This window comes from Lachnoclostridium sp. MSJ-17 (genome assembly GCF_018918205.1).
Classification (GTDB): domain Bacteria; phylum Bacillota; class Clostridia; order Oscillospirales; family Acutalibacteraceae; genus Ruminococcoides.
The window spans coordinates 1-12139 of sequence record NZ_JAHLQB010000072.1 but is presented as its reverse complement, the minus strand read 5'-3'; the positions used below and the strand labels follow the sequence as shown (position 1 = coordinate 12139).

Annotated in this window: 10 protein-coding genes and 2 tRNA genes; 8 read left to right on the top strand and 4 right to left on the bottom strand. The window is 50.0% G+C overall.

Annotation, left to right across the window (positions count from 1 at the left end):
- Nucleotides 1–42 precede the first annotated feature (42 nt).
- From KQI64_RS06120 to KQI64_RS06110, 3 genes are all read left to right on the top strand, one after another.
- Nucleotides 43–118 (top strand) — tRNA-Gly (locus KQI64_RS06120).
- 134 nt (nt 119–252) lie between these two features.
- A complete protein-coding gene (locus tag KQI64_RS10765; protein WP_216523834.1) occupies nt 253–387 on the top strand; it encodes a four helix bundle protein in 135 nt (44 codons plus the stop codon).
- A gap of 64 nt (nt 388–451) precedes the next feature.
- Nucleotides 452–913: a low molecular weight protein-tyrosine-phosphatase gene (locus KQI64_RS06110; protein ID WP_216523833.1), complete on the top strand. Its 462-nt coding sequence runs from the start codon at nt 452–454 to the stop codon at nt 911–913.
- Between the two features lie 27 nt (nt 914–940).
- Here KQI64_RS06110 and KQI64_RS06105 read toward each other — a convergent pair whose 3' ends face one another.
- Complete coding sequence (locus KQI64_RS06105; RefSeq protein WP_216523832.1) at nt 941–2116, bottom strand: dockerin type I repeat-containing protein; 1176 nt, start codon at nt 2114–2116, stop codon at nt 941–943.
- 214 nt (nt 2117–2330) lie between these two features.
- On the opposite strand from KQI64_RS06105, the gene KQI64_RS06100 reads away from it, so the two are divergent.
- The 3 genes from KQI64_RS06100 (at nt 2331) to KQI64_RS06090 (ending at nt 4278) form a co-directional block, all read left to right on the top strand.
- Entirely contained in the window at nt 2331–2561 is a 231-nt protein-coding gene (locus tag KQI64_RS06100) for a hypothetical protein (protein WP_216523831.1), read from the top strand.
- 400 nt (nt 2562–2961) lie between these two features.
- Nucleotides 2962–3801, top strand: a complete 840-nt coding sequence (locus KQI64_RS06095; RefSeq protein WP_216523830.1) for a GIY-YIG nuclease family protein — start codon at nt 2962–2964, stop codon at nt 3799–3801.
- A 392-nt stretch (nt 3802–4193) separates the two neighbouring features.
- Nucleotides 4194–4278, top strand: a tRNA-Leu gene (locus KQI64_RS06090).
- Between the two features lie 171 nt (nt 4279–4449).
- Here the strand turns inward: KQI64_RS06090 and KQI64_RS06085 are convergent.
- Nucleotides 4450–4713 (bottom strand): hypothetical protein, encoded by a 264-nt coding sequence (locus KQI64_RS06085; protein ID WP_216523829.1) that lies wholly within the window; start codon nt 4711–4713, stop codon nt 4450–4452.
- Between the two features lie 340 nt (nt 4714–5053).
- On the opposite strand from KQI64_RS06085, the gene KQI64_RS06080 reads away from it, so the two are divergent.
- Nucleotides 5054–10765 (top strand): InlB B-repeat-containing protein, encoded by a 5712-nt coding sequence (locus tag KQI64_RS06080; protein WP_216523828.1) that lies wholly within the window; start codon nt 5054–5056, stop codon nt 10763–10765.
- Between the two features lie 15 nt (nt 10766–10780).
- Nucleotides 10781–10906: a hypothetical protein gene (locus KQI64_RS10535; RefSeq protein ID WP_301282419.1), complete on the top strand. Its 126-nt coding sequence runs from the start codon at nt 10781–10783 to the stop codon at nt 10904–10906.
- A 133-nt stretch (nt 10907–11039) separates the two neighbouring features.
- Here the strand turns inward: KQI64_RS10535 and KQI64_RS06075 are convergent, their stop codons facing one another.
- On the bottom strand, nt 11040–11384 hold the full coding sequence (locus tag KQI64_RS06075) for a hypothetical protein (protein WP_216523827.1): 345 nt from the start codon (nt 11382–11384) through the stop codon (nt 11040–11042).
- On the bottom strand, nt 11303–12139 hold an 837-nt coding region (locus tag KQI64_RS06070), incomplete at its 5' end, for a hypothetical protein (RefSeq protein ID WP_216523826.1). The genes KQI64_RS06075 and KQI64_RS06070, both read right to left, overlap by 82 nt.

Sequence of the window (12139 nt, the reverse complement as noted above, 5' to 3'; positions counted from 1 at the left end):
CCGTGTCGATGGTTCGATTCCGTCCGGAGGCACCATAAATATGCGGATGTAGCTCATCTGGTAGAGCGCCACCTTGCCAAGGTGGAGGTAGCGGGTTCGAGCCCCGTCATCCGCTCCATCGAAGAAAGACGCTTTTTTGAGCGTCTTTTTTCAATTCAGTAAACCAAAATCGGATGACGGGGCTCGAAGGCGAGCGTTAAGAAAACGTGCCGGGGGGCACGTTTTTAGCGAGAGAGCAGATGATAGTTCTTCATACGCACTGAACCCCGCAGGCGATATGAAACGTATCAAATACTGCGCAGCGGTACTTCAATAGGAGCAAATATTAATGAATCGCAGTACGGAAACAGCAAGGCGGATTTTAATCGCTTCAATAAATACAGCTAAGGAATCAAATTAAACGACAATTATTTCGTCACAACGTGGTTACGTTGATAATCGGGTGTTCAATATGACAAAGGTAATGTTTATCTGCCACGGCAACATCTGCCGCAGTCCTATGGCGGAGTTTATATTAAAAGACATGGTAAATAAGCGCGGTATTGCAGAGGATTTCGTAATTGCTTCCTCTGCCACCAGCACTGAGGAAATCTGGGGTGATGCAGGCAACCCGGTTTATCCGCCCGCACAGCGCGAGCTTGCCGCACACGGTATTTCCTGCGGCAATAAGCGCGCTGTTCAGCTGAAAAAGAGCGACTACGCACGTTATGACTATCTTCTCTGTATGGACAAGATGAATATTCGCAACGCGCAGCGTATCGTCGGCGCGGACAGGGACAACAAGCTGCGGCTGCTGCTGTCATTTGCCGGCGGCGGAAGCATCGCCGACCCGTGGTACTGCGGAAACTTTGACCGCACCTACTCTGACATCGTAAGAGGCTGCGAAGGATTTCTCAAATATCTCGGTTACTGAAAAAACCTGCTCCGAATTCAGAGCAGGTTATTGTTTAGCCATAAGCACAATGTCGCGGATATCGATTTGTCCGTCGCGGTTGAGATCCGCCGCCTTCAAAAACACGCCGCTTAACTCGCCGTCACCGATCAGGCAGCGCATCATTATCTTGATATCGCGGCTGCTGATCGTGCCGCTGCCGTCAACGTCTCCGAGAATAATGACCGACATCAAGTCGGTGCTGTAGCCCGTGCAGAGATTTCTTCCGGACACAGGGTTGCCGTTCTTGTTGTAAACCGTTTTGATTTCGGGATACATAGCTTTCAGCTGTTCAACCGTAGTGCCGGCGCTGAGATAAACCTCGTAGCCATCGGGACTGACAACCGGGTCATGCTGCGCGGAGTCCTGCGGAATATCGCCGGCCGTGCAGGTGTAATCGCCGTTGAGCAGGTAAACCATGCCGTCAGCAGAGGTCATCAGCAACCCTGAATCAGAGGTATGAACGCCGCCGCTGCACATAGTGGCAAGCCGCGCGCCGCAGTAAACAGAGCTTCCGTTATCAAGAGAAATAAGACTGCCGTTTGAATAAATATACCCTTCGCCTGCGTCGGAGATATCAGCGTCATAGGTGGTTTCCGCGCAGAAGACGGCATTGCTGCCTCCGAGACGGTAGATTTCTCCGTTGCCCGCAAGAGCGTATGCGTCGCTGCCGTTGGAAAACAGCCTTTCACAGCCGCGCGGAAGGGAATAGGAGTGGATTTTCCTGCCGTTCATATCAAAGCCCGTAACGCCGCGGTAAATACCGCCGAGCGAGAGAGCGAAAATCTCGTTATCATTCGCGGCAATACTCTGAGGGTCGATTTCCACGTCGGAATGGATATCAAAAACGGAGTAGTCGCCGCTGTCAGCATTGAGCCTGATAATACCTCGGCTAGAGTTCGAAACAGAGAACAGAGCGTATGTGAAGCGACCGCTGTGGGTGACAGAGTAAATCGCTCCGTTTACGCTTACCCTGCTCGTCAGGCAATCACCCGAAACGCGTGCGGAAATCAGAGTGGAGCCCGAGAAGCCGTAGAAATAAGCCGCGGTGTTTCCGAGTGCGAAAACCCGTTTGCAGGCGCGCAATTCGCCGAGGTCAAAAACAGCTGCCTTCACGTGCAAACCAAGCGAGGCAAAAGCGCAGAAAATCCCAAGCAGCACGGCGGTCAAAGCTCTTTTACTCATGGCACACACCCCATCAGGATATAATACTATCTGTAAATTATTATACATAATATTTCAAAAAAATTCAACAATAAAATCAATTATATGTAAAATAACGTCGAAATATACCGAAAATAACCACTTTGCAGCTAAAAATGTCACGTACTTAACATATTGACAAGAAAACTGATTTTTAGTATAATAAATAAAGCTCTATGAAATAAAAAGCGCGCCCGTGGCGGAACTGACAGACACGCTGGATTTAGGCAAAGCTATCTTGGTGAAAGCAAGTCCTGATATGAAAAAATACATTTCAATTTCTTTTGTTATATTAATTTGCGTAATATTCGGTGCGTGCGGAGATGTTTCCGATGTTGATATCCACAATGAGACATCAAAGATTTTTTCTCAAGATGATATAACCGCTGCTGAACAAGTAGTAATTAATCGATTTAAAACCAATTAGCGCGGACAGACTTTAAAAGAACTGTACTATCCAGGTGATGCTTGGGCTGATGAGTTTGAGCATTGGAAGGCATTTTACAATGCTGATGAGGCTATTGTTTTGCTCTCTTCTATTGATGCGAACGTAGACACTCCATTCCTCAAAGCCGGAGATACCCTTACGGAATTCAATTGGGTTTTAGTTCGTGATAAAGGCAAACAATGGGAGTATAAGGACTGCGGATATTAGATGAAGCAAATAGATTTTCAGTTAAGAACTTTTTTGAATTAAAGAAATATTTTGTTTATCGCAGCGAAAAGCTGTTGAAATAAAAAACGCGCCTGTGGTGGAATTGGCAGACACGCTAGATTTAGGTAACGCTACCTCGGTGGAAGATTAATGTCTTTTGGATTTAATAATTATGGCTACATTTGGCAAAACAATTTCATTATTCTTAATTGAAGGCGACCCAAACGGTCGTTTGGTTTGTGAATTATCAAACTGGAACGGAAAGGCGTATAAAATCCCTCGCATTAAACTCAAGAGTTGCATTGACCGCAAAGATTTAGCTGCATGTGGTATTTACTTCTTATTTGGTAAGAACGATATTGACGATAAAGGCATGGTTTATATCGGTGAAGCCGAAAACATATTTGAACGGTTGAAACAACATGACTCTACAAACGGAAAAGATTTTTGGAACGAGTGTATTGTATACATCAGTAAGGATAACAGACTAAATAAAGCACATATTAAATATTTAGAACATCGTTGTTATCTTCTTGCAAAAGAAGCAGAACGGTATTCTATTGAAAACTCAACAATACCTGCAAACGCTTCTCTTACGGAAGCAGAACAGGCTGAAATGGATGAGTTTTTATATAATATACGCATGATTAATAATGTCCTTGGACACAAAGTGCTCGAAACAATCACTGAAGTTAATCTTTCCGATAATCAAGGGGATGTCGGCAAGACTCTGTACATCAAAGCTACGCGTGGGGCAGATGCTGAAGGCAAACAAACAAGCGAAGGGTTTGTTGTGTTCAAAAACTCAAGAATTGCATCAAGCACTACAAAATCATGTCCTAAATTCATAGTAGAGTTACGCAGTAAATTAATGGAATCAGGAATAATTAATTCCGAAGGTGTTTTTACTGAAAGCAAAGTATTCAGCAGCCCGTCAACAGCAGCTGCTATTGTTATGGGACGCAGTGCAAATGGATTAACTGAATGGAGAAACAAGCAATCTGATAGTTAATTAAGTTAACACTAAGTGAATAATTGAATATATGGATAATATCGGGTTTTGTGACCTGATTTTATAGATTCGCGGGTATGGCGGAACTGGCAGACGCACAAGATTTAGGTAACGCTACCTCGGTGTAACAATTAAATACTTTGATTTTCACAGTGATAAGCTGTTGAAATATAGATGTGCGCCCGTGGCGGAATAGGCAGACGCGATGGGTTTAGGTAACGATACCTTGGTGTAACAATTGAATATTTTGATTTTCACAGCGAAAAGCTGTTGAAATATAAAAACGCACCTGTGGCGGAACTGGCAGACGCGCTGGACTTAGGTAACGATACCTCGGTGTAACAATTAAATACTTTGATTTTCACAGCGAAAAGCTGTTGAAATATAAAAATGCGGGTATGGCGGAACTGGCAGACGCACAAGATTTAGGTTCTTGCGGAGTACTCCGTGCAGGTTCAAGTCCTGTTACCCGCACCATAAAGGATATGCAAAAAAGATATATCCGCGAAAAACCCCGATTCTATCGGGGTTTTTCACGTCTCAGGGGCGTGGATTTTTTTGTCACGAAATATGGATGTAAAACCACTGTTTACCCGTTCTGGCAGGAACTGAACTTATTCTATCTAAAATTAATGTAGAGTATATGAATCAAATATATGGGAGTATTTTTGCTGATACTCTATAATACAAAATCATTGTCATAGTCACTTGGCAGACGTTTTTGCTTGTTCTTATTTGTTTTAATTTGTTTTTTTTGTTGCTTTCGGAAGTTGAAAACAGCAAATAGTCATCCTCCGGCGGCTGATTCATCAAATCATCAGTATCTTCAAGCTTCTGAAGCGGCAGCATAAAGTTGACCGCAATACTGACAAAGCCTATGCAGTACAAAAATCTGCTGATAACACGCTTCACATACGCCTTTACGGCAGATTGTCGGAGTGAGTCTTTGCGTGATAAAAATTCAATCGCCCTGTCGGCAGGGCGGTTTTTCTATTGTCCGCTTTTAACGGTTATGGGCAGTCGTGCAACGTTTTTTACCTTTCTTCATGAAAAGCAGCCTTCTGCTTTCTAACAGAGAATAGTATGAACGAACGCCTCGTGTGGTCAAAATGCACGAATCCGGCGCTGGCTTTTTATATAAGCATACAAAAAAATGGCAAATATTATTTTGTTTTTTGCAAAATGCTAAATTATTTCCTAAAATATGCTATAATAACGATAACGAATTAATAAGTATTAGGAGGTATACATTATGGGAATGTTGAAAAAACCGATGAGCATACTGCTGCCATTGCTGATGATCGTCAGTCTGTTCACGATCGTTCCGTTCCCTGTCGGCGCAGAGAGCGCCGTGTATACGCTGACGGTCGAGAATTTTGAGCCGAGCCCGACCAATGATTATGATGAAAATATTGCGCTCGAAACCAAGATCGACGGCAGCGTCACAGAGGGAACAAGTCATTCCGTTCAGTCGGGTACGCAGATCAGCGTGACGGCTCGCCTGGGATCCAACGGCTATCCGTATCATGTGACGGGTATGACCATGACCTATCTGCAGGACGGCGAGACGAAAACCACGGAAGCGGAACTCGAAATACTCGACGCCTACCGCAATGTCAGGGCTGTGTTCACCATGCCCCCGTCGGACGCGCGTATTTCTTTCAAAGTGGATGAGCTTCATTCCGTTCAGGTCTCCGGCAGCGCCGACGGCACCGTTACCGCCGACCGCATTCGCGCGTATAAGGGCGACGCGGTCAATGTTACGGTAACGCCGACCAATTCCGCAAAGCCGTGTTATAAGCTGTACGCCACATACGAATGGGACACTGACACAAGGCAGCTTGAGATAATCAACAACAGTTCCTTTGTCATGCCGGCAGGTTCCGACGTGAGGGTATATGCAGAATTCTTCGATTCCGTCGCGGCGTATATAGAGCGCTCATGGGACGGTGAGAAGGTCGTCGCAAAAGAGCGCATCCGCACGCCGGACGAGGGGTATATCAGCATGTCCTCGGTCGCCGACGGCAGCACCCTGCAGGGCGGCAGCTGGTATTATGTCAATAGCGATGTTGCCTTCAAAAAGCGCGTCCACACCGACGGCGAGGTGCATATCATCCTCGGCGACGGCGCGACGGTGGACTTTAAGAGAGGTCTCGAGGTCAGTGAAGGGGACACCCTGAACGTGTATGATCAGAAGCAAGGCACCGGCAGGATGATCGCCTTCTGTGAGCGTTTTGCCCAGCGCGACGATCAGGACGAAGCCGCCATCGGCGGCGATAAAGGCCTCGACGGCGGCAGCATGAACTTCTACGGCGGTAATTTTGAAGCAACTACCAAAAGAGAAACCAGAGGAGCAGCCATCGGCGGCAGCGGCTTTCGCGCAGGCGGACGCATGATTTTTTATGCCGGCAATTATATCGTTAAGTCGAGATTTGGTTCCAGCACCGGTATCGGCGGCGGCTACAAAGGCGAAGCGAGCCGCTGCAGCGGCGAAGGTATCACGATCTACGGCGGCACCTTTGATATACAAACCTTCCAATCGGGAGCCGGTATCGGCAGCGGCGAGGGAGCATACAGGTCGACCGGAGCTATAGCGATCTACGGCGGAAGCATCACGGCAAGCAGCCATAACGGCGGCGCGGCTATAGGCGGCGGCAAAAACAGTGAAAACGGTCCTATCTACATCTACGGCGGCGAGGTCAACGCGGTCGCTTACGGAAATAAAATAGGCGCGGGTATCGGCGGCGGTCAAGACGCGGAACAGGGCGATCCCATTTATATCAGCGGCGGTACGGTGGTTTCACAGAGCGACAAAGGCGCGGGTATCGGCGGTGGAATGGGAAAAGGCGGAGGCTATATAGAAATCTCCGGCGGCCTTGTGGTCGCGACTTCCACTGCAGGCGGCGCGGGTATCGGCGGCGGCAGGAACGGCAGCAATCATATCGTAAACATCACCGGCGGTTATGTTATCGCCGCCTCATCAAGCTATACCAACTCCTCGGAAATGATGGAAATGGTCACAAGATATCTCGGAAATGCGCCGATGGGCAGCCAGTATCAGCGCTCGGCTAACGCGATGATGGTGTCGGTCGCCGCTCTGGTCGATCTGTTCAGCAGCGACGAAGAGCTGTCCGGCGCGGGCATCGGCGGCGGTCACGGCGGATCCGGCGGCGAGGTGAATATCTTTGGCGGCATCGTCATCGCAAAGTGCGGTCTATCCTCCGCCAACGCGATCGGCAAGGGCAAGGGCGGCTCAGACAGCGGAACGCTAACTCTCGACAACAAGACGATGGTGAGCGCCGGAAGTGATGATAACAACGCTCAAATGAAAAAGAAGGATGAACGCCTGAGCTCATGCCGCAACTGCAAGTTTGCCGAGATCAGGCCCTGCGGCTTTTCGCATACAAACTACACCATAATCGACGAATACAGTCATAAGACCACCTGCGAGTACTGCGAGGCGGATCAGGATTTGGATCTGCATGAATATGACGCGTCAGGTCTTACCTGTACGCTATGCGGGTATCAGCGGATCAAGGTCAGCTTTGATCCCGGCGACGGCAGCGGTACGATGGAAGACGTTTATCTCTCCAAGGGAGAGACCTATACTCTGCCCAAAAGCGCCTTTACGCCACCGGAGAACAAATATTTCTCCGGCTGGAGAGGGACGATCGGCTCGACAACAGATGTTTTTGTTCCCGGCGCCACCTTCAAGCTGAACGAAAGCGTGACGCTCACCGCCGAATACGGAGAAACCTATCAGCTGTGGGTCGGCGGCGTGCAGGTGACCGACGCCAACAGGAATGACGTCTTCGAAGACGGAAAGGTCAGCTTCGACCCCGAAACCTGTGTTCTGAACCTTGACGGGGTGACGATGCTTCCCGGTATCAACAGCAGCCAGCGGTCGATGATCTATGCCAACAGGATGAACCTGACGGTCACCGGCAGCGGTGATTTGACGTCCGGACAGATGTTCTCGAACGGCATTTATGTCAATATCGGCTCGCTGACGCTCGACGGAGATTTCAGCGTCACCGGTTCGCAGGGCAACGGATTTTACGCCTCAAAGGATATCCTTATCACAGGAGGCGCGATCACCGCGCAGGCGAAAAGCTACGGCATCCGCGCCGGCAGACGGCTGTATCTTTATGACGGTATCACGCGCGTCTCTGCCGACGCAGAACAGCAGAGGACGCTGTTTTATGACGACATTTTTGTCGATCCCTCGCTCCTCGTGACCGCATACAGCCCCGAGGACGCGCTGCGGCCCGACGGCAGCTTTTACTATAATTACACCAAGCACCTTGTCATCGAGCGCGGAGCCGTTATCACCTACAAACTGAACGGCGGCACGATGGACGGTCAGACCGACGAAGTAAAGTCTGTCTTACAGAAAAACACGACCGTTGCCGAACCGGAACCTGTCCGTGACGGTTACTCTTTCGACGGCTGGTATACGGACGATCAATACGGCTCCTTGTTCGACTTTGACGATCCCGTGACCGAAGATATTACGCTTTACGCGAAGTGGACGCAAAAGCCACTTCATACGATCTCGATGTCCGATATGGCCGGCGGCTATGTCTACGCGCCTGTTGAAGCATATGAGGGACAAACGGTCAGGGTTTATCCCCATGAGGAATATGGCTATGACCTTGAACACTTCAGCTATACGACCGACAGCGGCGAGGAAACCGAGATCACCGGTGTGGATTACTCTTTCAGCTTTATCATGCCCGATGACAACGTGACATTAAACGCGGTGTTCCGAGGCGGCGAATATCAGATAAGAATAGATGAAGGCGTGCCCGCGGGAGCGATAGAGGCTCCGGCGTCGGCACGCGCGGGAGAGAAGGTCTCCGTTACCGTCAACGGCATTGACGGTAAGCATCTCGCCGGCGTCACGGTCAAGGATGCGGAGGCTCACAACGTCAGCTTCTACAGTGACAGTCATTCTTTTACGATGCCTCTGTCAGATGTGACGATCAACGCGGAGTTTGAAGCGCACTCTTTTGAAGATCCCACATGGACATGGGACGGTCATGACTCCGCTACGGCAGACTTTCGTTGCTCCGTCTGCGACTTTGAGCGCTCCTTAACGGCTCAGGGAGACGCGATCACCTATGAAACAACGACAGAGCCGACCTACACCACAGAGGGCGAGCGCGTCTATACCGCTTCGGTCACAATGAACGGCGTCACATATACCTCTGATATAACAGAAACGATCGAGAAAGCCTCTCGTATCGTCGAGGTCACTTATCTCAACCTGAACGGTGAAGAAAAGACAGTCACCGCCACACGGATCGTCGGCGACGAGACCGATCTGGAAAGCGGATGGTATGCCGTTGTCGACAGCGTGACCAACAACAACCGCATCAGCAACAACGGCAAGGTCCATGGCGGCGTCAACCTCATCCTCTGCGACGGCGCGATCTTTACGAATCCGGAGGGTATGTCGGTCAACGGAGCACGTTCGCTGACCGTATGGGGGCAGAGCGCAGGTACCGGTACCTGGAACATCACCAAACCTCCCACATCCTGCGCAGGCATCGGCGGATATATCAACGCTTCCGGCAACATCACGATCAACGGCGGCGTTATCAACGTGACCGGCGCTCAAAACGCCGCGGGTATCGGGGCAGGAGGATTCGCTCCGGACAGCCAAGGTGTTATCACGATCAACGGCGGCACCGTCAACGCGAAAGGCGGTCACAGCGGCGCGGGGATCGGCGGTGGAAACGCCGATAACAGTTACGCGGGCAGGGTCGTCATCAACGGCGGCAATGTTACCGCGACAGGTAACTCACGCGGTGCGGGTATCGGCTCAGGGCGTCAAAGCTACGCCGACGTCATCATCAGCGGAGGAACCGTGAAAGCTGTGGAAGGCAACTTTGCATCAGTGGGTATCGGCGGCAGCGGTTCGACCGTCACCCTGACCTATACCGACGACGTCAGCATCACCTCCACCGGCTACGACGGCACGGTCACGCTTGAACAGCCCTTTACCGACGGCACAAATGTTTTTGAGGCGGGCGTCGTCGACGACAACAGCGTTCTCGCGGGCACGACTCTGAGACCGTCCGGAGGTATAGGCGTTCGCCTTGCCGGCCATTCGATCTCGCTTGACGGCGATATCGCGGTCAACTTCTACATGGAGCTTTCCGACAGTGTGATCGCCCACAAGGATACCGCCTATATGCACTTTACCGTCCCTAACGGCAACGGTACTACTGAACAGACGATGCTTGTCAAGGACGCGCTGATCAAGGAATGGAACGGCAAAAACTACTATGTGTTCAAGTGCAGAGTCGCTGCAAAGGAAATGACCTCACAGATCAAGGCACAGATCATCGACGCAGGCATGCACGGTACAGAGTACACCTACTCCGTCAAGGATTATGCCGATTATCTGCTGGAACACGCCGACGAAAGAGAAGATCTGGCAAAAGCAGTTCCGCTTGTCAAGGCAATGCTCAACTACGGCGCGCGCGCACAAATCTATTTTGATAAAAATCCTGCCGATCTCGCCAATGCGAGCTTATCCGAGGAAGAAAAGGCGCTTGGCGAGGTCACGGTCACAGCGCCGGAATCCGCGATTGGCCTGCCTGACGGCGTGAGTTTCGAGGGCGCAACGCTCTCGCTCAAATCCGAGACGACGCTCTCGCTGTATTTTGAAAGCGCAAAGGCGCTGACCTTTGAGTGTGAAGAAAAAAACGTCGAAACCGTTACAAGCGGCAAATATCAGATCGCGCGTATCAGAGGTATCAAGGCGAAGGAGCTGAAAAAGACCTTCACCCTGACCGTCAAGGATGGCGAAGAGATAATTGGCACGATCACTTACAGTCCGATGACCTATTGCAGTAATGTTCTGAGCGACGGCACGCAGTCCGAAGCATTGCAGAACGTCTGCAAGGCGCTGTATCTGTACGCGAAAGCGGCTGACAGTTATTTCCCTGATTAAAGGAGGTCGGACGATATGGAAAAAGAACAATACCTCCCCACCGAGCTTGAGATCATCAAGTTCCGGACAGAGGACGTTATCTGCACAAGCAATATCAACTACGAAGAAGACGAGTTGCCGATTTCTCCTAACAAACCCTGAATCAATTTGAATAGGTTCTTTCAGCAGTGGTTCAAAACAGATGACCGCCCTGCCGTTTGGCAGGGCGGTTTTTGTGGAGAATCATCATTTGGTTTGATGTGGTGTTTCGTTTGCTTTGATCAAATCGTGTCTATCAGGTTCCCCAGTACTCGTCGCCGCGAACCTCTTTTTCCCAGCTGCGCTTGACGTACCATTCGCTGATTTTGGTGTTTTTGCCGTCGTTCTGGATTCGGCTGGTGCATTCGCCGTTGAAGTTAGTCCAGAGCATATCGATGCTTGTGTTATTGGCTTTCTTGGAGATGGAGATGCAGGGATTAGCTTTGTTGTAGTAAATAGAGATACCGTTGAAATCCACATATTTTGTCGTCAAAGAGGTGTTGTTCGCGTTGTCCGGGATCACAAACTTGCGGTTGTCGCCGTAAAGCGTCGCACGAACGAGCTCGAGGCTGGCGCCGTTACGGATGGTGAACAGATCCATATCCTTCTTTGCGGAGCAGTCGAAGCCGTTGCTCTTGCAATACATGTTGATATAAACCTTTCTGCGTTGATGCTGTCAACTGCGCCGTAGTAGTCAGGAGTCTTGATGTAGCTGTGCTCGCCGGTGTCTGCCGCAACCACTCTGTCCATCAAATAGTTGGTGAGCTGACGATAGCCGTTCTCGTTGTTGTTGGAGGTGCGCTGTCCTTTGAGGAAGCGGAGCATTTCGTCAAAATTCGCCTGCATGGAGCTGACGTTGCACTTGGGGTCTGCGAGGATTTCTTTGTAAGCCTTGTAGGTGGTGTTGTTGATCTTGTCATTGCCGTCGCAGGTAATGTTCGCCTTGTTCTCGTCGATTCTTTTCAACGCGTGTGCGAAATCTGCCGCTACGGTGTCAGCCTGTACTCTGAAATCCTTGGTGTCAATGTTGCTGTTGATAGCTTTCAACTGGTTCATCTGCAAGGTGTGATAGTTGGCTGTCTGGGTGGAAAGCTCCTTGACCTCGTCCATGACCTTGTTGATCTCTGCCTTGATCTCTTCGGTACTCTTGTCAATCTTGTCGAGAATGTCCTGATTGGAGGGACCGTCATCTTCGAGTCCGAGAACCTTGTTCAAAATAGGAGAAAGTCCCATCTTTGAGAGCTCGGGACCGGCTAACTTCATCACTTCGTCCTTCGCGTAGCCGAAGGTGGTGCTGAGTACGGTTTCAGCGATTCCGGGGATAGCAAAAGCGGAAGCGGAGCCGATAGCCATAGT